Origin of the sequence: Serratia sp. SSNIH1, from assembly GCF_002935055.1 — a bacterium.
Lineage (GTDB): Bacteria > Pseudomonadota > Gammaproteobacteria > Enterobacterales > Enterobacteriaceae > Serratia > Serratia nevei.
On sequence record NZ_CP026383.1, the window covers coordinates 2,027,682 to 2,049,076 of the forward strand.

Annotated in this window: 19 protein-coding genes and 2 pseudogenes; 14 read left to right on the forward strand and 7 right to left on the reverse strand. The window is 59.1% G+C overall.

Annotation, left to right across the window (positions count from 1 at the left end; genetic code table 11):
- From C3F38_RS09830 to ltnD, 3 genes and pseudogenes are all read right to left on the reverse strand, one after another.
- The gene (locus C3F38_RS09830; protein WP_369916659.1) at positions 1-633 is read right to left on the reverse strand and encodes a class II aldolase/adducin family protein; all 633 of its coding nucleotides are present in this window, start codon (positions 631-633) and stop codon (positions 1-3) included.
- Positions 630-1,889 (reverse strand): annotated as a pseudogene (gene otnK, locus C3F38_RS09835) (3-oxo-tetronate kinase). The gene C3F38_RS09830 and the pseudogene otnK overlap by 4 nt, the downstream one beginning before the upstream one ends.
- Positions 1,889-2,803 carry an L-threonate dehydrogenase gene (ltnD, locus tag C3F38_RS09840; RefSeq protein ID WP_038880852.1) on the reverse strand — a complete coding sequence of 305 codons (915 nt, stop codon included), beginning with the start codon at positions 2,801-2,803 and terminating at the stop codon, positions 1,889-1,891. Before ltnD ends, otnK begins: the two are co-directional and overlap by 1 nt.
- A 284-nt stretch (positions 2,804-3,087) precedes the next feature.
- On the opposite strand from ltnD, the gene ygbI reads away from it, so the two are divergent.
- Positions 3,088-3,858 (forward strand): DNA-binding transcriptional repressor YgbI, encoded by a 771-nt coding sequence (ygbI, locus tag C3F38_RS09845; RefSeq protein WP_055316056.1) that lies wholly within the window; start codon positions 3,088-3,090, stop codon positions 3,856-3,858.
- Positions 3,859-3,959: 101 nt separating this feature from the next.
- Here the strand turns inward: ygbI and C3F38_RS09850 are convergent, their stop codons facing one another.
- Positions 3,960-4,349, reverse strand: coding sequence for a hypothetical protein (locus tag C3F38_RS09850; RefSeq protein ID WP_225984345.1), 390 nt, complete (start codon positions 4,347-4,349; stop codon positions 3,960-3,962).
- 59 nt (positions 4,350-4,408) lie between these two features.
- Here C3F38_RS09850 and C3F38_RS09855 point away from each other — a divergent pair.
- From C3F38_RS09855 to C3F38_RS09890, 8 genes and pseudogenes are all read left to right on the forward strand, one after another.
- Positions 4,409-4,885: pseudogene (locus C3F38_RS09855) on the forward strand (ATP-binding protein); the annotation flags it as partial.
- Between the two features lie 528 nt (positions 4,886-5,413).
- Positions 5,414-6,253 (forward strand): winged helix-turn-helix domain-containing protein, encoded by an 840-nt coding sequence (locus C3F38_RS09860; RefSeq protein ID WP_038880862.1) that lies wholly within the window; start codon positions 5,414-5,416, stop codon positions 6,251-6,253.
- Between the two features lie 165 nt (positions 6,254-6,418).
- Positions 6,419-7,048 (forward strand): LuxR C-terminal-related transcriptional regulator, encoded by a 630-nt coding sequence (locus C3F38_RS09865; protein ID WP_038880865.1) that lies wholly within the window; start codon positions 6,419-6,421, stop codon positions 7,046-7,048.
- Between the two features lie 426 nt (positions 7,049-7,474).
- The gene (locus tag C3F38_RS09870; protein WP_004939148.1) at positions 7,475-8,062 is read left to right on the forward strand and encodes a common pilus major fimbrillin subunit EcpA; all 588 of its coding nucleotides are present in this window, start codon (positions 7,475-7,477) and stop codon (positions 8,060-8,062) included.
- Between the two features lie 77 nt (positions 8,063-8,139).
- A complete protein-coding gene (locus tag C3F38_RS09875) occupies positions 8,140-8,808 on the forward strand; it encodes a hypothetical protein (RefSeq protein ID WP_038880871.1) in 669 nt (222 codons plus the stop codon).
- A gap of 17 nt (positions 8,809-8,825) precedes the next feature.
- Positions 8,826-11,378, forward strand: a complete 2,553-nt coding sequence (locus C3F38_RS09880) for a CS1-pili formation C-terminal domain-containing protein (RefSeq protein ID WP_055316065.1) — start codon at positions 8,826-8,828, stop codon at positions 11,376-11,378.
- Entirely contained in the window at positions 11,368-13,008 is a 1,641-nt protein-coding gene (locus tag C3F38_RS09885) for a hypothetical protein (RefSeq protein WP_047728198.1), read from the forward strand. The genes C3F38_RS09880 and C3F38_RS09885 overlap by 11 nt, the downstream gene beginning before the upstream one ends.
- Before the next feature lie 18 nt (positions 13,009-13,026).
- Entirely contained in the window at positions 13,027-13,686 is a 660-nt protein-coding gene (locus C3F38_RS09890) for a fimbria/pilus periplasmic chaperone (protein ID WP_094300710.1), read from the forward strand.
- Here C3F38_RS09890 and C3F38_RS09895 read toward each other — a convergent pair.
- Positions 13,683-15,149, reverse strand: a complete 1,467-nt coding sequence (locus C3F38_RS09895; protein ID WP_038880885.1) for a HAMP domain-containing sensor histidine kinase — start codon at positions 15,147-15,149, stop codon at positions 13,683-13,685. The genes C3F38_RS09890 and C3F38_RS09895 overlap by 4 nt on opposite strands.
- 3 nt (positions 15,150-15,152) lie before the next feature.
- Complete coding sequence (locus C3F38_RS09900) at positions 15,153-15,866, reverse strand: response regulator transcription factor (RefSeq protein WP_047728196.1); 714 nt, start codon at positions 15,864-15,866, stop codon at positions 15,153-15,155.
- 150 nt (positions 15,867-16,016) lie between these two features.
- Between C3F38_RS09900 and C3F38_RS09905 the strand changes: the two genes are divergently transcribed.
- The 4 genes from C3F38_RS09905 to C3F38_RS09920 all read left to right on the forward strand — a co-directional run bounded on the left by C3F38_RS09905 (position 16,017) and on the right by C3F38_RS09920 (position 18,301).
- Positions 16,017-16,628: a cytochrome b/b6 domain-containing protein gene (locus C3F38_RS09905; RefSeq protein ID WP_038880891.1), complete on the forward strand. Its 612-nt coding sequence runs from the start codon at positions 16,017-16,019 to the stop codon at positions 16,626-16,628.
- 10 nt (positions 16,629-16,638) lie between these two features.
- Positions 16,639-17,415: a molybdopterin-dependent oxidoreductase gene (locus tag C3F38_RS09910; protein WP_038880894.1), complete on the forward strand. Its 777-nt coding sequence runs from the start codon at positions 16,639-16,641 to the stop codon at positions 17,413-17,415.
- A gap of 59 nt (positions 17,416-17,474) precedes the next feature.
- Positions 17,475-17,765: a pentapeptide MXKDX repeat protein gene (locus C3F38_RS09915; protein WP_033637682.1), complete on the forward strand. Its 291-nt coding sequence runs from the start codon at positions 17,475-17,477 to the stop codon at positions 17,763-17,765.
- 65 nt (positions 17,766-17,830) lie between these two features.
- Positions 17,831-18,301: a YkgB family protein gene (locus C3F38_RS09920; RefSeq protein WP_033637683.1), complete on the forward strand. Its 471-nt coding sequence runs from the start codon at positions 17,831-17,833 to the stop codon at positions 18,299-18,301.
- 44 nt (positions 18,302-18,345) lie between these two features.
- Here C3F38_RS09920 and C3F38_RS09925 read toward each other — a convergent pair whose 3' ends face one another.
- Positions 18,346-20,385 (reverse strand): choline transporter, encoded by a 2,040-nt coding sequence (locus tag C3F38_RS09925; protein ID WP_038881184.1) that lies wholly within the window; start codon positions 20,383-20,385, stop codon positions 18,346-18,348.
- Between the two features lie 398 nt (positions 20,386-20,783).
- On the opposite strand from C3F38_RS09925, the gene betI reads away from it, so the two are divergent.
- The gene (betI, locus tag C3F38_RS09930; RefSeq protein ID WP_038880897.1) at positions 20,784-21,386 is read left to right on the forward strand and encodes a transcriptional regulator BetI; all 603 of its coding nucleotides are present in this window, start codon (positions 20,784-20,786) and stop codon (positions 21,384-21,386) included.
- The last annotated feature ends 9 nt before the right edge of the window (positions 21,387-21,395 follow it).

Sequence of the window (21,395 nt, forward strand, 5' to 3'; positions counted from 1 at the left end):
TCAGCTCCGTAATTCGGCAATTTCATCATCGGTTAAATAGCGGATCGGACGATCGCCGAGGGTGAAGATCAGCCGCGCCGCATCTTCCATCTCTTCGGTATTGTCCGCCGCCGCTCGCAGGTCTTTACCCGTTACCACCGGCCCGTGGTTGGCCAGCAAAAAGGCGCGGTGGGTCGGCGCCAGGCGGGCCAGATCCTGCGCCAGCCTTTCGTCGCCGGGCCGGTAGTAAGGCACCACCGGCACCTTGCCGACGCGCATCACCACATAGGGGGTGAACGGTTTGATAGCGTTGTCGACGTCCAGCCCCTGCAGGCAAGAGAGCGCCGTGAGGTAGGTGCAATGCAAGTGCACCACCGCTTTGCATTCCGGATTGTTCAGATACAGTGCTCGGTGAAAGCTGATCTCTTTCGACGGCTTGTCGCCGGAGAGCCAGTCGCCGCTCAGGCTCACTTTAGACAGGCGATCGGCCTGCAGCTCGCCGAGACAGGAGCCGGTCGGCGTCGCCAACAGCGCGCCGTCCGGCAGCAACAGCGAGAGGTTGCCGGCAGAGCCGGTGGCGTAACCGCGTTGGAAAAACGAAGCGCCCAGGCGCACCATCTCTTCACGCGCCTGCTGCTCGATGGTCATGGTCATACTGGAAACTCCGTTTGCGCGCGCGTGAAGAAGGCTTCATCGCCAAAATTGCCTGACTTCAATGCCAGTGAAATGGTCCGGTCGTTGGCGCGCACCCAGGGAACGCCGGGGGAAATGCTGGGGCCGATATGGAAGCCGCGAATGCCCAGCGCCTGCGTGACCACGCCGGCGGTTTCGCCGCCGGCGACAATAAAGCGGCTGAATCCCAACTGGTACAGCTGCACCACCAGCTCGGCGAACAAGGCCTCCACCGCCTCGCTGGCGGCGCTACCGTACTGCCGTTGCGTTTGCTGCAGCGCTTCCGGCGCTGCGGTGGCGTAGATCAGCGGGGCAAGCGCCTCCCCGGCGTGGCGCTGCGCCCAATGCGCCAACTCGGCGGCGTAGGCGGTGCGCGCCTGTGGCTCGAGGCAGCGGCTGATATCGATGGCCTGCGCCGAAGCGCGTTCGCGATAGTGCGCCACCTGCCGGTTAGTCATGACGGAGCAGGAGCCAGACAGCACCGCCGCCTTTTCCCCCTACGGCGCGCCGGCCGCTTCTGCCGCGCGATCGCCGTTCTGCGCCCATTGCCGCGCCAGACCGATCGCCAGGCCCGAACCGCCGGTCACCAGCTTCATCGTTTTCAACGCTTCACCCTGGGTAAGCAGATGCCGTTCGTTGAGCGTATCCAGCACCGCGTAGCGCACGCCGTCCTGCGCCAATTGCCGCAGCTTCTCGCTGACTGCCTCGGCGCCGCGATCCATTTCCGCCGCCGTCACCAGCCCACAGCGTCCGGCGGCCTGGGACTCCATCAGGCGCAGCAGGTTGCTGTCGGTCATCGGCGTGACCGGGTGATGACGCATGCCGGATTCAGACAGCAGCTGCTCCCCGACGAACAGGTGGCCCTGATAGACCGTGCGGCCGTTTACCGGCAACGCCGGTGAGACAACCGTGAAATTCTCTCCCAGTGCGGCGAGCAGGGCGTCGGTCACCGGGCCGATATTGCCCCGTGCGGTGCTGTCGAAGGTGGAGCAGTACTTGAAGTAGAACTGGCGGCAGCCCTGTTTTTGCAACCAGACCAGCGCCTGCAACGACTGTTCGACCGCCTGCTCTGCCGGGCAGGAACGCGATTTCAGGCTAATGACCGCCGCCTGTGCGTTTATCTGCGTTTCGTCTTGCGGCACGCCGTTCAGCTGCACCGTCGGCAGGCCGTTTTGCACCAGAAAACTGGCGATGTCGGTCGCGCCGGTAAAATCATCCGCGATTACGCCAAGCAGCATCAGAGCGCCTCCTTTTTCTGCGGCAGATCGATGCCGGCAAAGATTTTGATCACTGCACTGTCGTCTTCTTTACCGTAACCGGCGTTGCTGGCGGCGGTAAACATGGTGAAAGCGGTGGAGGCCAGCGGCAGCGGGAAGTGCAACGCCTTGGCGGTATCCGCCACCAGCCCCAGATCCTTGACGAAGATATCCACGGCTGACTTGGGCGCATAGTCGCCGTCGACCACGTGACGCATGCGGTTTTCGAACATCCAGGAGTTGCCGGCGGCGTGGGTGACCACGTCATACATCACGTCCAGCGGGATGCCCGCGCGGGCGGCCAGCGCCATCGCTTCCGCGCCGGCGGCGATGTGCACGCCAGCCAACAGCTGGTGGATGATTTTTACCGTCGCGCCCAGGCCGATCGTCTCGCCGATGCGGTACACCTTGCCGGCGATGGCGTCCAGCACGGGTTGCAGGCGCTCGAAGGTGGCGTCGGTGCCGGCGGCCATCACCGTCATCTGGCCTTCCTCCGCCTTGGCCGCTCCGCCGGAAACCGGCGCATCCAGCATCGGTAGCCCGTAGTCCAGCAGCCGTTGCTGGATCTGCTTGGCGTCATCGGCGGAAATGGTCGAAGAGACCATCACCGCGGTGCCTGGCCTGAGCTTTGGCGCCAGGCCTTGTTCACCGAACAGGATCTGCTTCACTTGGGCGGCGTTCACCACCAGCAACAGCACGGCGTCCAGCTCGGTCGCGAAGTCGCGCGCGCTGGGCGCCGTTTGTTTCGCGCCGGCTTGTTGCAGCACCGCCAGTGCCTGCGGATTCAGGTCCGCCCCGTAGGTGGTCAATCCGGCGCGGAGGCACGAGCGCGCCGCGCCCATGCCCATCGCGCCCAGCCCAATGATGCAGACGGCATATTTCCCTGGGTGTGTCATACTGCACTCCTGTTAATTTTAGTGATAATTTGTTTTGTTGTGTTAAATATAAGCGCTTGTTGGCCGTTTATCCGCGAACTTTATCACAATAATTAACAATGGGTGAGACGGGTTTTTTGTGCGTTTTATGGCCTTACTCAGTGTTAATATTATGTTTTTTAAATAAGTTCATGCTTATCTGGCGTCATTGCACGCGCCGTCACGCCGTGAAAAATTAGGGCTATCGGCGAACGAAAATTGACGTAAAATCACAATTATTATCACCGCAGCAACGAGAGGGAACCGTGATACCTGTAGAACGCCATCAACAAATTCTTGCGCTGGTATCCGAACGCGGCGTCGTTAGCATTGCCGAGCTGACCGAACGGCTGGGGGTGTCGCACATGACGATCCGCCGCGATTTGCAAAAGCTGGAGGAACAGGGCGCGGTGCAGTCGGTCTCGGGCGGCGTGCAGGCGCCTGAGCGGGTGGCGAGCGAACCTTCGCACCAGGCCAAAGAAGGGATGTTCAGCCGGCAGAAAATCGCCATCGGCCGGCTGGCGGCGCGGCAAATTCCCGCCAATAGCTGTATTTATCTGGATGCCGGTACCACCACGCTGGCGCTGGCGAAACAGGTCGGTGAACGTGACGATTTGACGGTGGTGACCAACGACTTTGTCATCGCCGGCTTTCTGATTGAAAACAGCCAGTGCAGAATCATCCACACCGGTGGTACCGTGTGCCGGGAGAATCGCTCCTGCGTCGGCGAAGCGGCGGCGCAGGCGCTGCGTGGTCTGTTTATCGATCTGGCGTTTATCTCCGCCTCTTCGTGGAGCATGCGCGGTCTGTCGACGCCGAACCAAGACAAGGTGATGGTAAAGAAGGCCATCGTCGAGGCCAGCCGCCGCTGCATTCTGCTCAGCGACACCTCGAAATACGGCAAGATCGCGACCTATCTGGCGCTGCCGATCGCCGCCTTTGACGCCGTCATTACCGACGAGGGGTTGCCCGCCGCTGCGCGGGAGGCCATCGAGCAGGCGGGGCTTGCGTTGTTGACGGCAGGGGAAGAAGAGTAAGAAAGAACCGGAATTAGGATGAAAGTTCGGTATCGATGCCACTGGCGGGCAGTTCACTTGCTTCAGCACCGCCGCGTTCGTGCCATTGGCGGCGTCTTTGTTCAGCCCATTCTTCGTGGAAGGCTTGCATTTCTCTTTGGTGCCGTTCCTTTATGCTCATAGGAGTTGGGTGGGATTCTGCCGTTAACAGGCGGTATTTCGATGACATGTAATCCTTCCTCAACAAGCTCTTGGTTGTACAAATAATGTACGCAATGCGCATGTTTTTTCAAGAGCGAGTCATAAATTCTGGCTAACGCTGGCCTGAGCGGTACGCTGAAAACCAATCTCGCTTGGTATTGCGCCACAAAAGTGACGATCGCCAGGCCGATACCATTAATGATTAGCTGTTCTCGTTCATATCGGGTGTACGCCATCCTGGTATAGGTATCAAATAAGGATTTGGTTACTTCGGCGCGGGTTTCCAACGCCCTTACATCGTACAGTTCCATGACGTAAGCATTGTCCAATATTTCCGAGGCAGGATAAGCCCCAATAAGCCATTGACGCATCCTTGCTGAACTACAGTCGGCTGGATGTGGCGCTGGAGCTGCGGCGGGTGGCGGATTACTTCGAGGGGCTGGCGGAAGAACGCGGCATCGCGCTGAGCTGCGCAGGTGAGGGAACGCTGAAGGCGGACGCGATGCTGTTCCAGCGCGCGTTGAGCAACCTGGTGGCTAACGCAGTGCGTTATGCCGACGAAAACAGCCGGATCGTCCTGCGGGCTGAACGGCGCGCCGATGCCTGGTGGGTACAGGTTATCAATCAGGGGCCGCCGATCGCGCCGGCACAGCTGGAAAAGCTGTTCGATCGCTTCTATCGCGCCGATCCCGCGCGCAGCGCCGGCAATCATGCCAGTGGGCTGGGGCTGTCTATCGTGCGCGCCATCATGACGCTGCACGACGGTGAGGTTCGCGCGCAGTGTTCCGATGGCCGAGGTTCTGCTTGCTTGACCTTTAGCCTGATATTCCCCTCATCAGTTCAATGAGCTACCGCGAATGTTTTCGCCTGTTGCGGAAAACGCGACAGGCGTCATTCGTAAGTTTTTCCTTTCATTATTGTTTCCCATCGCCTTGGCTGAACCTAAAATTTAACATTTGCGACGCGGCAAACGCGTTAATTCGTCGGGCTAATACGGATGGACTGCGGTCTGTGATTATGCTCAACATTCACGTGTTATTATTTTTTTATTAAAATTTAGTTCTGCGGTCTTCTTTTGAGATGATTTTCCTTAAAATTGATAATTTGCGACACAAAAAACTAACTTTGTGGTTTTTGTCGCGTCAATATATCAATGAATGAGGTGATTGGTTAACCTTTGGTTATGGTTTGCAAGAAAAATCCTATATAAACGGTGGTGAGGTGACAAAGCGTATTTCGTGGCGTTAATTGAGTGGTTTTTCTTGCCTGTGCTTGGGTATTTTCGCGAATTACCTGATTAAATATTTATTTAATATTTCATTAACATTTGACGCCAAACTATAAATGATCGCTATAGTGAAAACATGTGAATAAAATGAAATATAGATTTAATGACCATATTCTCTTTGACGCAGACACCAGAACCCTTAGCCCAACAGATTTTTCTGACGATCCCATATCCATATCCAGTCCTTCCAAACGGTTGTTGCTGCTGTTGATTGCCCACCATGGCGAGGCCGTAGGGCGTGAACTGATATTCAAGAAGGTCTGGGACGATTACGGCATGGTGTCCAGCAATAATAATCTCAATCAGTGCGTCAGCAAATTGCGTCGGGTGATTAAAAACCTTGGCGTCGAGGATGAGGTCATTGTTACGGTTCCTAAAGTGGGTTTTATGTTGCGTGATGAGATTACCATCGAGTCTTATGAGGACGCGGAAGATATTCACGACGCGGAGCCTGCCGCGGCTGTGCCGGGATCTGCGCCCGCAGCGGCGGCCAATCCGGCGTCCGACACCGTCATCGGCGGGGCCTCTTCTCATCTTGGTTATTCCCGCCGTGGGTGGCTGATGTTCAGCGCGATGGTTCTGGGGGGGATCCTCATGGCTATTGCTGTCACGGCCTATTTCAGCGGCTCGGGAGCCCGGCAGGAGAGCTACCTGGGAAAGTCAGGCAACTGTAAGGTTTTCATGTCGTTGCCTGATGCCTCGGCGACGGTCAACGCCAGCCTGAATCGGGATATTCTGGCTTACGCCGCGCACCAAACGGGAGAATGCAGCGGCGATGAGTTTTTGCTGGTGGTGCGCAGCAATCAGGTCAGGGCTTACATTTCCGGTATTTCCCGCTTATTCCTGCTGCGCTGCAAGATCTTGCGTGAACATAAAATGGAGATCTGTTCAGGCTTGGAAAGCGACAATGCTGAATTTATTAATTGACCATTGATAGCCGCTGCCCAACGCGATTGAAGGACGGTGGATATGACAAAAATATTACAGTGTTGAAATAAAACGTTCGACTTTCATTTGGCGGGTTGCCGTGTGGCGCTTACGAGAGGTATTTCCCTTTCTCTACCGCTTTCTACCTCATTATGGTGATTATGTATGGTTAAAGCCGATTTCGGTGATGCGCTGCTATTTTTTGAACCCAGCTATTTAGTGAGAAGAGGAATGGAAGCATTTCTCGTTACCCAATCAAGTGACAGCTATTTTATCGACACCCTGAGGGCGCTGGAGGGGGTATTGAAAGAGGGAAAGCCTCGCGCGCTTATTATGGAGTTATATCATCAGAGAGAATATTTGTATGATGTATTACGGTTCGTTCTGACGGCAAAAAATGTCTGGCCGGAAATACCCTTGGTGATTTTCACCGCGGTAGAACACCCTGGTATATTAGCGTTGTTGGCGGCAGATGCGCGCATAGCTATAGTGGCAAAGGGGGAGCCATTGCACTGCCTGAGTGACGCCATTGCGGCTGCGGGCAAGTTCTCCGGCTATCGTTCCCCGCATATTCGCGCCCGGCTGGTGCATTCGGCAGCCGCATTATCTGACAGTGAATGGCGAGTTTTGGCCATGATGGTTGCCGGTGCATCTCCAGGCAGCATCGCCAACGTGACCCGGAGAAGTTACAAAACCATAAGCTCCCATAAACTGAATATTATGCGAAAACTGGGCCTCAATCAGGCCGGTTTTATGCGGCTTATTCTTTCCCTGAGAACCCGATACCCTTCCTGACACAGGGCGAGAAGCCCCCTTTTTCTCTACAGCGGCCGATCTGGATTGGCTGCTGCTCCTGCGTAAATCCAATCAATCTTTTCCCTCACCGAACAACGCCGGCGCTGAAATTTCACACGGCCATGGGAAGGACGAACAGAGCGTATTTGTGGTTAAACAATAACCGCCCCGCAGGGGTTAAACCACAATGTGATTGTGCTTTCATCAAAGGTTTAACCCGTTTTTTAATGTGATTGACGGGGGTTAAAACATTAATGGCAGTATTTAAATCTAAATATTTGAACTTTAACAGTTAATGATTCTTTTTTGATCGGCCGGGGATATTCTTGTGGCGTCAAGCAGACTGGCTAAACGCAGTGATGCAAACGGCTGGCTGAGAATGGACGAAAGAAAGAAAACATATTCAACATTGAAGGGAGTTATACCATGAAGAAAATGACACTGGCTCTGGCGATCGTTTCCGCCTTTGCAGCGGTCAGCACTGCTCAAGCCGCCGACGTTACCGCTCAGGCGCTGGCAACCTGGTCTGCGACCGCCAAGAAAGACACCACCAGCAAACTGGTTGTGACGCCGATTGGCAGCCTGGCCTTCAACTATGCAGAAGGCATTAAGGGTTTCAACAGCCAGAAAGGCCTGTTTGACGTCACCGTGGAAGGCGATACCACGGCCACCGCTTTCAAACTGACCTCAAAACTGGTCTCCAATACGCTGACTCAGCTGGATACTTCCGGTTCTACGCTGGAAGTCGGGGTGAACTATAACGGTGCGGTGGTCGGGAAAACGGCTGAAACCACCATGATCGACACCACCGCCGGCATTTTGGGCGGCAATCTGAGCGCCCTGTCCAACGCCTACAACCAGGCCGGCCGCACCAGCGCGCAGGATCAGTTCACTTTCAGCATCATCGGCGCGACGTCAAACGGCACCACCGCCGTCACGGATTTCAGCACGCTGCCGGAAGGTATCTGGAGCGGCGACGTCAGCGTCGAGTTCAACGCGACCTGGACTTCCTAATCCCCCGAACGATCTGCATCTGGCAGGGGGGAGACCTCCTGCTATTTATCGCTCATCAACGCCAGTGGAATACCGCAATGACACGCTTTTCTCTCGCCGTCACCCTGATGTTAATGCTGCTGCGGCCGGCTTTGGCGCTCGATGTGGGTGAGATCAGCGCCTTCATGCCTGGCGACAGCGCGCGCCTGAGCAAGGAAATCAAAAACACCACCGACAGCGGCCGGCTGGTGACCATCAAGATCGAACGCATTTCCAGTCCCCTGGCCTCCGGTACGGTGATCCCGATGAGCAGTCGGGATGAAATGCTGCTGTCGCCCGCCAGCCTGATCTTGCCGGCCAACGCCAGCGATGTGATCCGCTTTTACTACAAGGGGCCGAATGATGCCCAGGAGCGTTACTACCGCATCGTTTGGTTCGATCAGGCGCTGAGCGAGGCGGGGCAAAATTCGGCTCGGCGTAATGCCGTGGCCACCACGTCGGCGCGCATCGGCACCATTTTGGTGGTGGCGCCTCGGCAGGATCGCTTCGCCTATCAGTTCGCCAACGGACGGATCAAAAACACCGGCAACGCCACGTTCAAAGTGGTGGCCTACGGCAATTGCAGGAACAAGCAAGACGGCAGCGACTGCAAGGAAAACTATTTCGTGATGCCGGGGAAGGATCGCGCCTTCAGCAAGGTTGACGTCAACGATAAAAAAGGACGCGTCGCGCTGTGGCACGGCGAACAGTTTATCCCGGTGAAGTAATGCGCGCGTTATCCACGATGGATGCAAAACAATCACGCAAGGAGTGGCATGTGAACGCTGTGCTGTTGAGAACGCTTTTGGCTGCCGGTGCGCTGGCGCTCCCGATGCTGTTGCCTGGCCGTATGGCGATGGCGGCCGGTTTGACGCAGATTAACGGCGTGCTGATCCCGCACACTTTCAGCCTGGCGTTGCGCGAGGGGATGAGTATTCCGCTGTTGTTGCATTATGAAAAGAGCGATGGCGTCAAAGACGACAGCCGCATCGGCCATGCCTTTCTCTACCTGGATCAGGACCGGCTAAAGATTCGTCGGGTGACGCTGGAGGATAACGACGACGGCGCCCGGCTGACGGCGGCGATTGCCGGCCAGCTGCAGGCTTTGCAGGATGCGCCATTCGATCGGCAGCAGCATATCCGGATCGCGGACGACGCCTGGCTGGCGCTGGATGTCCGGCAGCTCAACCTGCAGCTGGTGGTGAAAGAATCCGCGTTGGGGACGGTGCTGCGCGCCCGCTCCAGCGACATCGGCGCGTCCAGCGTGGATGCCGTAAGCAGCACGCTGGATTATAACCTCGGGGTCTACGATAACCGGGCCCGCGCCAGCGAAGGCAACACCTCCAGTTATTTATCGCTCAACAGCGTCACGGCGTTGCGTGAACACCACGTGGAGTTGAACGGTTCCATCTACGGTATCGGCAGCGGCGATGAAAACGCCACGCTGTACAAAGCGATGTACGAGCGTGATTTCGCCGGCCGCCGTTTCGCTGCCGGCATGCTGGACAGCTGGAATCTGCAGTCGCTGGGGCCGGTCACGACCATCAACTCGAGCAAGATTTATGGTCTGTCCTACGGTAACCGCGCCAACTCGACGGTATTCGATAATTCCCAATCGCTGACGCCGATCGTGGTTTTTTTCCCCTCGGCCGGCGAGGTGCATCTGTCGCGCGACGGGCGGCTGCTCAGCGTACAAAACTTCACGATGGGCAATCATGAAGTGGACACCGGCAGTTTGCCCTACGGTATCTATGACGTAGAGGTGGAGGTCGTGGTCAACGGCAAAGTGGTCGATAAACGCATGCAGCGAGTGAATAAATTGTTCAGCCCCAATCGAGGTGCGAATGCGCCGCTGGCCTGGCAATTCTGGGGCGGGATGCTGCGCATGGACGACTGGCGCGGCGAACGGGAACGCCACCGCCCGGCAAAGGACTCTTATTTGCTTGGCGCTTCGGCTATCGGCAATCTGCAAACGCTTAATTGGGCGCTGTCGGGGTATTCGTTTGACGGCAACGCCGTCGGCGAGAGTCGCGTCAGCCTGCCGGTGACCGAGTCGATTCAGATCAACCTGCAAAATATGGCGGCATCCGATCGCTCCTGGAGTTTGGTCAACAGCGTCAGCGCCGCGTTGCCCGGCGGCTTCAGCAGCGTATGGATCAATCAGGAGAAAACGCAGATTGGCGATCGTCTGTTGCAAAATGACGCCTATAACCGCGCCGTTGGCGGCAGCCTTAATCTGGGGGCGCTGTGGTCTCCGTTGGGCACCCTGAGCGCCAGCTACAACGACGATAAGAAGAACGACAGTCACTATTACAACGCCGACTATTACCAGAACATCTTTACCGGCCGCTTCGGCACGCTGGGCGTACGGGCGGGCGTGCAGCGCTACAACAACGGCAGCAGCAACGCCAATACCGGCAAGTACATCGCGCTCGATTTTTCACTGCCGATGGGGAACTGGCTCAGCGCCGGCGTTTCCAATCAAAACGGTTACACCACCGCCAACCTGGCGGCGCGCAAGGACATCAAGGACGGGCCGATCCGCACCCTGGGGGCCAACCTGTCGCGGGCGATTTCCGGTGATACCCGCGGCGACAACCGCTTCAACGGTGGTGGCTATGCGCGCTTCGACACCAAGTATTCGGCCGGCACGCTCAACGTCAGCAGCTCCGCCGACGGCTACGTTAACAGCAGCCTGACCGCGAGCGGCAGCATGGGTTGGCAAGGGCGTGATATTGCCATCAGTGGCCGCAACGAAGGCAACGCCGGGATTATCTTCAATACCGGCATTGAAAACGACGGCCTGCTGACCGCGCGGGTTGACGGCCGGATGGTGAAGCTGAGCGGCAATAAGAATTACCTGCCGTTGTCGCCGTACGGTCAGTACGACGTTGAGCTGATGAACAACAAAAACTCGGCGGAGAGCTTCGACATCGTCACCAGGCGCAAGAGCAAGCTCACCCTGTATCCGGGCAACGTGGCGGTGATCTCGCCGGAGATAAAACAGATGGTGACGGTGTTTGGCCGCATCAAAGCGGAGGACGGCACGCTGCTGGCCAACGCCTATATCAAGAACCATATCGGCCGCACCCGCACCGATGAGAAAGGCGAATTTATCATGGATGTCGACAAGAAATTCCCGGTTATCGATTTTACCCACGGCGGCAATCAGACATGCGAGGTGGATTTGGATCTCAGCAAGGCGCAAGGCGCCGTGTGGGTCGGCGACGTGATCTGCACCGGGCTGAAAACCTATGCAGGCAATATGTCATCCGGGGAGTTTGACCATGAGAGCTAACGTTGCGCTGTTGTTGTTCTTGTTGGCGCTGGTCGCCCCCGCGCTGCAGGCGGCGGTCAGCCAGACCAACTGGCCGGATGCGGCGGTAATGAAATTTGTCTTCGTGGAGAACAACGCCGACGACAACTTTTTCGTCACGCCGGCCGGCGGGCTGGATCCGCGCATGACCGGCGCCAATAAGTGGACCGGGCTGAAATACGGCGGTTCCGGCACTGTCTATCAGCAGAGCCTGGGGTACGTGGATAATGGTTACAACACGGGGCTGAATGCCAACTGGCGCTATGACATGTGGCTGGAAAATGCGCCGATAAAGAATCCGTTCCTCGGCCTGCGCTGCATCAACTGGTATGCCGGTTGCAATATGGATACCAGCTTGATTCTGCCGCAGACCACCGACGAAAAGGGATTTTACGGCACCGTGGTCACGCCCGGCGGCGCAAAATGGATGCACGGCATGATGTCGCCGAGCTTCTATCAGTATCTGAAGCAGATGGCAGCGGGTGAAGCTTTCAGCATGCAGATCAACGGCTGCCAAACGTCGGTGGCTTACGACGCCGCGGCCGGCGGCCGCTGTCGGGATCAGGCCAGCGGCAGCTGGTACAAGCGCACCGTCACGCACAGCAAGGCGGCCCACCTGCGCTTTATCAATACCAACGCCGTATCGGAGGTGTTCGTCAACAGCGATGGGGTGCCGATCATCGGCGAGGGCAATGCCGATTGCAAGAACCAGACCATCGGCGCCCGCTCAGGCATCATGTGCAAGATGGTCAGCTACGATTTGCAGACCGACGGCAGCGTGAGCAATACCTCGATTCATATTTTCCCGGCGATTAACCATGCGGCGCTGTCCTCAGCGGTGAACGCCGCCGATCTGCAGTTCAGTCTGAACGGCAACACCTGGAAAAACACGTCGGGCACCGGCAGCTACTATACGTTTAACGAGCTGAAGAGCAGCAACGCCGTCTATGTGTTCTTCTCCAGTAACTTCTTCAAACAGATGGTCGCGCTGGGGATTTCCGACAGCGGCACCCGCGATCTGATCAATTTCCGTTTTCAGAACACCACTTCGCCGGAGTCGGGATGGTATGAGTTTTCCACTTCAAACCAGCTGATTATCAAGCCGCGCGATTTCAGCATCAGCATTATTTCCGATGATTACGACAACAGCCCACACCGTGAAGGTTATGTCGGTCCGGCGGAGCCGGCGCTGGAGTTCGGCTACTTCGTGACCACCAGCGGCAAAACCGCCGCCGATCAGGTGAGGGTGATGGCGACCGGGCCGACTCAGGCGATCAACGGGGTGAACTATTGCCTCTTTTCTTCTGCGGATAACAGTACCCAGGTGCCGTTCCCCGCCACCCTCGGCATCACCACCAGCACCAACGGTCAGCAGAGCTTCGCCGCCGGCTGCGATGGCCAGTGGCACGACATGACCAATGCGCTCTGGAGCAGCACGCCGTGGAATGATATCTCCGGTGAAGTGGGGGTGCTGAACAAGACCCGCGTGACCTTTAGCATTCCGATGAACAATCCGATCTCGCTGAGAACCGTCGACGGCAACGGTTGGTATGGTGACGTCAGCGCCGCCGGTGAAATTCATGTCGAAGCCACCTGGCGTAACATCAATTGAGGGCAGGGCGTGAAACTTGTGCTGATAGGGTTGCTGGGTTTGTCCTTCCCCTTTACCGCCGCCGCGATCAATGTCGGTACCCTGACGTTTGCCATGGATCAGGATCGCTCATTCACCGCCAAGCGGGTGTTGAATAACAACCGCGGCGCGCGCCTGTATCAGGTGAGCATTCGCGCCATCGATCGGCCGGGAGAGCGCGAGGTGCGCAGCCGGCCGGCGGACGGCGAGCTGCTGTTTGCGCCGCGCCAGCTGACGCTGCAGGCCGGGCAGGCGGAGTACTACAAGTTTTTCTACCGCGGGCCGCAGGATAATCGCGAGCGTTATTACCGGGTGTCATTTCGCGAAGTGCCGACCCGATTGTTCGAGCCGGGGCCGCGTCGGGGCGCCGGCGTCAACCTGGAGCCGATCGTGGTGATGGACACCATTCTGGTGGTGCGCCCGCGTCAGGTAAACTTTGCCTATCGGCTCGATACCCAGCGCGGTACGCTCACCAACACCGGCAACACCTACTTCAAGTTCCTGCTCAAGCCGGGCTGTAACAGCACCGATGAAGAGGGCGTCACCGAATACCTGCGCCCCGGCGATACGCTGACCCATGCCGGTATTCGGCTGAAGGGGCAGAAATTCATTATCTATAACGACAAATTTATCAGCGTCGATCGCAGCTGCCTCGATTAACGCGGCGGAATGGCAAAGCGGAAGCAGGCGCCGCTTTGCGCTTGTTCGATCAGCTGAATATCGCTGTCGTGCAGCTGCAGAATGCGTCGCACGATCATCAGGCCCAGTCCGCCGGAAGGGCGCCGGGCGCCGCTCAGGACAGACGGGCGCACGAACAGATCGGCGCGCAGCGTCTGCGGAATGCCGGGGCCGCTGTCGCTGACCTGCACCATCACCCGATCGTCCTGCCGCCACAGCCGCACGCCGATGTCGCCGCCGGGCGGCGTATGGCGAATGGCGTTGTCCAACAGGTTGGTCAGCACCCGCTCAATCATGCTGAGATCGGCGAACACCGGCGGAATGCCGGGGGGAATGTCGGCATGCAGCCGCTGGTTGCGCGCCTCCGCCGCCAGCTCGAACTTTTGGAACACGTCCTGCAACAGCTCGCTGAGGGAAAAAGGCTCTTTCTGCGGTTTCACCACGCCGTACTCCAGCCGCGCCAGCTCGAACAGCTCCTGCGCCAGCTTGCCCACCTTGCGGCTCTGAGCCAGCGCGATCTCCAGATAGCGCCGCCGATCGGCTTCGCTCAGGGTGGCGGCCTTGACCGACAGCGTTTCCAGATAGCCGTGCAGCGAGGTGAGCGGGGTGCGCAGATCGTGCGAGACGTTGGCGATGAACTCACGCCGCAGCCGATCCTGCTGCGCCAGCGTTTGCCACTGTTCGGCAAGGCGCTGCGCCATGCGGTGGAAAGCCTGCTGCAGCTGGCTGACTTCGTCGCGCCCGGCCCGTACCGCCGGCAGCGCCGCGTAGGCCTGCACCGCCTCGATGCCGCCGCTGTCCAGTGCGCTGACCTGCCGGGTCAGGCGACGGATAGGGCGCGTCACCCAATAAAACGCGAAACCGCCGGCCAGCAGACTGAACAGCACCATCAGCCCGGAGGTCCACAGCGCCATCCTGACCGCCGAGTTGAACTGGGCGTTGCTGGCCAGCGCCGTGTACTCTTCGCCGAGCAGCACCACGTACAGATAGCCTTCGATCCGGCCATCGACCTTAAGCGGCGCGACGCTGAACACCTTGCGCTCGTCCGCGCTGCGCGGATCGTCGCCATACACTGGCATCGGCGCGCCACCGAGCAGCGCCTGCAGCGGCGGCAACGCGACCCGCTGCCGCTTCAGATGCCCGGCCGGCGCGGCGTTGCCGATAATCGCGCCCTGTTTGTCGAGCAGGTAAACCTCAACGCTGGGATTCACCGCCATCAGCTGATCGAACAGGGTATGCACCGCCTGCGGATCCGGCCCGTTCACCCCCAGCAGCGGGTTGCTGTCGGCAATATGCTGCGCCAGGTTGCCGGACAGGCGCTGGATCACCGCCTGGCTGTACTGGGTGCTGCTGCGCACCTGCATCCAGCCGGAAAAGGCGCAGCCGATGACGATCAGCAGCGCGAAGATCAGCGTGAGGCGTTGCGCTAACGTAAGGTTTTTCATGGCTCACTCTTGCGGCGCGGCCGCGAATTTATAGCCCATGCCCCACACCGTGAGGATGCGCTCGGGTTCCGCCGGGTTGCGCTCGATCTTGATGCGCAGCCGGTTGATATGGGTGTTGACGGTGTGCTCATACCCTTCGTGCTGATAGCCCCAGACCTGATTCAACAGGCTCAGGCGTGAGAACACCTGGCCCGGGTGGCGGGCGAAAAAGTACAGCAGGTCGAATTCGCGCGGCGTCAGCTCGACCGGCTGCTGATGCAGGTGCACTTCGCGGGCAATGGGGTCGATGGTCAGATCGTTGAAGCTGAGCACGCCGGCGTCCATGCGCAGGTTGCGGCTCATCGCTTCCTGGCGGCGAAACAGCGCTTTGACCCGCGCCACCAGCTCCAGCATGGAGAAGGGCTTGGCCAGATAGTCGTCGGCGCCCAGCTCCAGCCCCAGCACGCGGTGCACCTCGCTGGAGCGCGCGCTGGTGATGATGATCGGCGTGTAACGCGTCATGGTGCGCGCCCGGCGGCAAATCTCCAATCCGTCCACGCCCGGCAGCATCAGATCGAGGATGAGGGCGTCCCAGCCGCCCTGTTCCAGCATCGCCATGCCCCGGTTGCCGTCGGCGGCGTGGCTGATGGCGTAACCTTCGTCGCGCAGATGCAGCTGCAGCAGTTCGGCGATGTCGCCGTCGTCCTCGACGATCAAAATTCGTTTTGGCTTGTCCATTCTCATTACCGCTGATTGCCCGTTTCTCTCTGAAGTCTACACAACCCCCACCGGCGGAGTTATCACATTTTATTTAACTTTGCGTGAGGTCTTGGGGAACAAATCCGGGGAATACTCGGCTCATCGCCTCATTGGTCGCCAGGAGTTCGCATGAGCCTCACTCTCACCCCGGAACAACGACAGACGGTGCATCCGCTGTGGCTGCGGTTGACGCACTGGCTGAATGCGCTGGCGATGCTGATCATGGTGACCAGCGGCTGGCGCATCTACAACGCCTCGCCGCTGTTCAACTTCAGCTTTCTCAATGAGCTGACGCTCGGCGGCTGGCTGGGTGGCGCGCTGCAGTGGCACTTCGCCGGCATGTGGCTGTTCGGCGTCAACGGGCTGTGCTACCTGCTGATCAACCTGGCCAGCGGGCGTTTCAAACGCAAGTATTGGCCGCTCAGCCCACGGCAGTTTCTCGCCGATGCAGGCGCCGCGCTGCGCGGCAGGCTGCAACACGCCGACCTGCGCCACTACAACATGGTGCAACGCGTGGCCTATCTGTCGGTGATGATCCTCGGCGTGATGAGCGCGCTGTCCGGGCTGGTGCTGTGGAAATCGGTGCAGTTTCCGCTGCTGCGCACGCTGCTCGGCGGTTATGAGGCGGCGCGCTATATCCACTTTTTTGCCATGTCGGCGCTGGTGGCCTTCGTCGCGATTCACCTGGTGATGGTGGCGCTGGTGCCGCGGACGCTGCTGGCCATGCTGCGCGGACGCTAAGGAGTGAATGATGGAAAAGGATAAACAGATCATGACGATCATTGAAGGGCAGGCGATCGTCAAAGAAGCGCAGCGGCTGTTGAGTGCGCCTTCGCGCCGCCGCTTTTTGCGCAACGGCCTGACGCTGGGCGGCATCGCCATGCTCACCGGCTGCGATCTCAGCGATAACGCCAACGTCGAACAGGCGCTGAGCCGCATCTCGCGCTTCAACGATCGGGTACAGGGCTGGCTGTTCAATGGCGATCGCCTGGCGCCGGTCTACCCGGAATCGATGATCACCCGGCCGTTCCCGTTCAACGCTTTCTACGCCGAGGAGGACGCGCCGGACATCAACGGCGACGACTACCGGCTGGAGGTGGCCGGACGGGTGCAGGACAAACGCGCCTGGAGCCTGCCGCAGCTGCACCGGATGGCGCAGGTCAGCCAGGTGACGCGCCATATTTGCGTCGAGGGCTGGAGCGCCATCGGCAAGTGGGGCGGCGTGCCGTTCGCGACCTTTCTCAAGGCGATCGGCGCGGATCTGAGCGCCCGCTACGTCAGCTTCAAATGCGCCGACGATTACTACACCAGCATCGACATGGCCACCGCGCTGCACCCGCAGACGATTATTGCGCTGACCTATGACGGCCAGATCTTGCCGCGCAAGTACGGCTACCCGATGAAGCTGCGCATGCCGACCAAGCTGGGCTACAAGAACCCGAAACACATTCAGGTGATCGAGGTCACCAACCGCTTCCCGGGCGGTTACTGGGAAGACCAGGGTTACAACTGGTTTGGCGGCAGCTGAGGCGGCCGCCGGCCATTCTCCGGCACCCCGGTGCCTTTGACATGACGAAAGGAAATACCATGAAAAAGTTATTCGCAATGATGATGTGCAGCGCGCTGATGCTGGGCGTGGCCGGCGCCAACGCCGCCGATGGCATGAGTAAAGACGCGATGAAAAAGGACGGCATGAGCCAGATGTCGCACGACGGCATGGCCAAAGACGGCATGAAGAAAGAGTGCATGGGCAAGGACTGCATGAAGAAAGACAAGATGGGCAAAGACGCCATGAAAAAGGATGGCATGGCGAAAGACGGTATGGCCAAAGACGGCATGAAGAAAGACGAAATGAAGAAGGACGCGATGGGGCACTAAGCCGCCGCACCCCGCGGCCGCAAGCGGGCGATCCGCGGCGGCCGTGGGCAACATAAGGAGAGAGGATGATGCTGGCGACATGGCTGCGGCGCTTTCAGCGCTCGAACGGGGACGTTATCTTTATGCGCGCGGCGCTGGTGGTGATCTTCGCCGCCTTCGGTTACGCCAAGTGGTTTGATTACGAGGCGCAGGGGCTGGTACCGCTGATCGGCAACAGCCCGCTGCTGAGCTGGATGCATCAAGCGTTCGGCATCCGCGGCGCCAGTTATGCGCTGGGCGTCGCCGAGTGGAGCTTCGGCTTGCTGCTGCTGGCGGGATTCTGGTCGCGGCGGCTGGGGTTGCTGGGGGCGATCGGTTCGACGGTGACCTACCTGACTACGCTGACGCTGATCTTTTCCACGCCGGGGGCCTGGGAGCCTTCCGCCGGCGGTTTTCCGGCCATGGCCGGCGCCACCAGCTTTTTAATCAAGGATCTGGTGTTGCTGGCCGGTTCCCTGGTGCTGCTGAAAGCCGACTTGCCGGCCGAGCAGGCATAAAAAAGGGCGTAGCCTGGCTACGCCCTTTCGTTATTTATCGACCGTCACATATCCGGGAAGGTCAGGGTGCCCCCCGGCGCTTCGCGATGAATGTGCAGGAAGTTCAGGTGCTTCTCGTACTGGTCGAGGATATCGCCAATCACCTGTTCCTTGCTGTAGTCCATCAGGTCGTTGCCCTGGGTGCCTTCCATCAGGAAGGTTTCCAGCCGGTAGTAGTGCGACTTGCCGGAGCGGGCGCGGTAGGTGAAGCCCGGCACCGAGTAGCGCATCGGCCAGATCTGATAGATAAAGTTCTGTTCCTCGCCCAGGCGCACCAGCAGCTCCAGGTGGTTCAGACGCTCGTCTTCGGTCGGCGGCACTTCGCTGAACTCCACTTTCGCGCCGCGCAGCTCCAGCTCGCGCGCCACGTCCTGCATCGCCGGACGGCAAACCTTATCCAACATTTTCTGCGTGTACTGGGTGCCCGGGTAGTTCATCACCCGCGACAGACGCTGTTTCCAGTTGAGCACGTCGTGGCTGGAGACCGGCACCGGCGCCAGGGTGCTGAGCGCACTGGCCTTACGGTAGTCTTCCACCCGCAGCGATTTATACAGCCCGGCCATCACGAAGAAGATCACGAAGCTGAACGGCAGGCCCATGATCACCGTGGTTTTCTGCAACGCCGGCACGCCGTCGGTCATCAGCATGCCGATGGTCAGCAGGCCGATGGCCACCGACCAGAAAATCCGCAGCCAGTTCGGCGCATCATTATTGATGTCGGCCAGGCGCGAGGTGAAGTTGCCCAGCACCAGCGAGCCGGAGTCCGCCGAGGTGACGTAGAACAGCAGGCCGGTGATGGTGGCCACCGAGGCGCTGAAGGTGAAGCCGGGGTATTGCGCCAGCAGGCTGTAGAAGCCGCGCTCCGGGAACTGCATCACTTCCTGCGCAAACTCGGCGTTACCGTGAATGATCTGGTACAGCGCGCTGTTGCCGAAGATAGACAGCCACAGCAGGGTGAACACGAATGGTATGATCAGCGTGCCGACCACGAACTGGCGAATGGTGCGCCCGCGCGAGATGCGCGCCAGGAACAGGCCGACGAACGGCGACCACGCCACCCACCAGGCCCAGAAGAACAGCGTCCAGTTGTTCATCCACTCCACCGGCCGATCGAAGGCGAAGCTGTTGAGCGTCATGCCCATAAAGCGATTGACGTAATCGCCGACGTTGAGCACCAGCGCGTTGAGCAGGAACTCGGTGTCGCCGAAGAACAGCACAAACAGGATCAGGCCCAGCGCCAGCAGCACGTTCAGCTCGGACAGGATGCGGATGCCCTTGTTGACGCCCGAGGTGACCGAGATGGTGGCCATGATCACCGACAGCAGGATCAGCGAGCCCTGCACCGTCAGGTTTTCCGGGATCTCGAACAGCACCTTGAGGCCGTAGTTGAGCTGCACCACGCCGATGCCCAGCGTGGTGGCGATGCCGAAGATGGTGCCGAGCACCGCGGCGATGTCCACGCTGTGGCCGATCGGGCCGTTGATGCGCTTACCGAAGATCGGGTACAGCGCCGAGCGGATGGTCAACGGCAGATTGTAGCGATAGCTGAAGTAGCCGAGGGCGATGCCCATCAGCGCATACATCGACCAGCCGGTCAGGCCGTAGTGGAAGAGCGTCCAGACCATCGCCTGGCGCGCGGCTTCCAGCGTTTGCGCGTCACCTTCCGGCGGCATCATGTACTGGGTCACCGGCTCGGCGACCGAGAAGAACATCAGGTCGATGCCGATGCCGGCGGCGAACAGCATCGCCGCCCAGCTCATCAGGCTGAATTCCGGCTTGGACTGCTCCGGCCCGAGCTTGATCGAACCGAAGCGCGAAGCGGCGATAAACACCACGAACACGATGTACAGCGTCGCCGCCAGCAGGTAGTACCAACCGAAGGTGGCCGACACCCAATTCAGCGTGCGGGTGATCCACTGCCCGGAGAAGTCGGTGAAAAAGATGGTCATCAGCGAGAAGGCCAGGATCAGCCCCGCCGAGGTGAAGAAAACCACAGGGTTGAGGCGGTCCTGCTGCGATTTGGAGGAGGTTTCGTGGGTTGTCATCGTCATCCTCTGAACTGAGAAAATCGTGCCGCTCCGTATTCCGGGGCGCGTTGGCCTCTGAAAAACGGGCGAATGAAGGCGGCGGCCGTCTCCGTAGAGGAGGGCCTGAATGATGCCGCTTTCGCCTGTGAATGAAGCGCCGGCGCGCTTCGCGGCGGGAACCGCTTACAGCCACTGATTTTGGTCAGATTCGTTAATTACCTCACAAAAATCAGCCAGTTCCACAACCAGATAGTACAAATTTTTAACCAGGCGGCAATAAAATATATGCAATTTTTATTGAACGTTCAATCAAAAAAAAGTTTAATAGTCCTCATGATGACCTGAATCACGGGCGAAACGGCAGTGAAATTTGCCCGCTGAGATAAGGCCGAAGTCGGTTTTGTGAGAGTCGAAATATGCCAAAGGTAGGAATGCAGCCAATCAGAAGGCAGCAGTTGATTGATGCCACGCTCGCCGCGGTAAACGAAGTGGGAATGCATGACGCCACCATCGCGCAGATCGCGCGGCGGGCCGGCGTTTCCAACGGCATCATCAGCCATTATTTCAAGGACAAGAACGGCCTGCTGGAAGCCACGATGCGCTATCTGATCAGCCATCTGGGCGAGGCGGTGAAGCTGCGCTTGCAGGCGCTGACCGATAACAGCCCGGCGGCGCGGCTGCAGGCGATCGTCGCCGGCAACTTCGACGACAGCCAGATTAACAGCGCGGCGATGAAGACCTGGCTGGCCTTTTGGGCCAGCAGTCTGCACCAACCGCAGCTCAACCGGCTGCAGCAGGTGAACGGCCGCCGGCTCTATTCCAACCTGTGCGCCGAGTTTCGCCGCGTCATGCCGCAGCCGCAGGCGCGGTTGGCGGCCAAGGGGCTGGCGGCGCTGATCGACGGACTGTGGTTGCGCAGCGCGCTGCGCGGCTCGGCGTTCAATCAGTCGCAGGCGCTGGCGCTCACGACCGAATACATCACGTTCCAACTCCGGGGGCAGACGCCGCCCGGAGGATAACCCAAGGAG

What these genes read in the sequence shown, in the direction of transcription:
- C3F38_RS09910 (WP_038880894.1), top strand. Translation starts at nt 16,639, where the DNA reads ATGGAAAAGGATAAACAGATCATGACGATCATTGAAGGGCAGGCGATC.
- C3F38_RS09915 (WP_033637682.1), top strand. Translation starts at nt 17,475, where the DNA reads ATGAAAAAGTTATTCGCAATGATGATGTGCAGCGCGCTGATGCTGGGC.
- ltnD (WP_038880852.1), bottom strand. Translation starts at nt 2,803, where the DNA reads ATGACACACCCAGGGAAATATGCCGTCTGCATCATTGGGCTGGGCGCG.
- C3F38_RS09895 (WP_038880885.1), bottom strand. Translation starts at nt 15,149, where the DNA reads ATGAAAAACCTTACGTTAGCGCAACGCCTCACGCTGATCTTCGCGCTG.
- C3F38_RS09870 (WP_004939148.1), top strand. Translation starts at nt 7,475, where the DNA reads ATGAAGAAAATGACACTGGCTCTGGCGATCGTTTCCGCCTTTGCAGCG.
- C3F38_RS09875 (WP_038880871.1), top strand. Translation starts at nt 8,140, where the DNA reads ATGACACGCTTTTCTCTCGCCGTCACCCTGATGTTAATGCTGCTGCGG.
- betI (WP_038880897.1), top strand. Translation starts at nt 20,784, where the DNA reads ATGCCAAAGGTAGGAATGCAGCCAATCAGAAGGCAGCAGTTGATTGAT.
- C3F38_RS09880 (WP_055316065.1), top strand. Translation starts at nt 8,826, where the DNA reads ATGGATGCAAAACAATCACGCAAGGAGTGGCATGTGAACGCTGTGCTG.
- C3F38_RS09865 (WP_038880865.1), top strand. Translation starts at nt 6,419, where the DNA reads ATGGTTAAAGCCGATTTCGGTGATGCGCTGCTATTTTTTGAACCCAGC.
- C3F38_RS09860 (WP_038880862.1), top strand. Translation starts at nt 5,414, where the DNA reads ATGAAATATAGATTTAATGACCATATTCTCTTTGACGCAGACACCAGA.
- C3F38_RS09905 (WP_038880891.1), top strand. Translation starts at nt 16,017, where the DNA reads ATGAGCCTCACTCTCACCCCGGAACAACGACAGACGGTGCATCCGCTG.
- C3F38_RS09920 (WP_033637683.1), top strand. Translation starts at nt 17,831, where the DNA reads ATGATGCTGGCGACATGGCTGCGGCGCTTTCAGCGCTCGAACGGGGAC.
- C3F38_RS09850 (WP_225984345.1), bottom strand. Translation starts at nt 4,349, where the DNA reads ATGGAACTGTACGATGTAAGGGCGTTGGAAACCCGCGCCGAAGTAACC.
- C3F38_RS09925 (WP_038881184.1), bottom strand. Translation starts at nt 20,385, where the DNA reads ATGACAACCCACGAAACCTCCTCCAAATCGCAGCAGGACCGCCTCAAC.
- C3F38_RS09900 (WP_047728196.1), bottom strand. Translation starts at nt 15,866, where the DNA reads ATGGACAAGCCAAAACGAATTTTGATCGTCGAGGACGACGGCGACATC.
- C3F38_RS09885 (WP_047728198.1), top strand. Translation starts at nt 11,368, where the DNA reads ATGAGAGCTAACGTTGCGCTGTTGTTGTTCTTGTTGGCGCTGGTCGCC.
- C3F38_RS09830 (WP_369916659.1), bottom strand. Translation starts at nt 633, where the DNA reads ATGACCATGACCATCGAGCAGCAGGCGCGTGAAGAGATGGTGCGCCTG.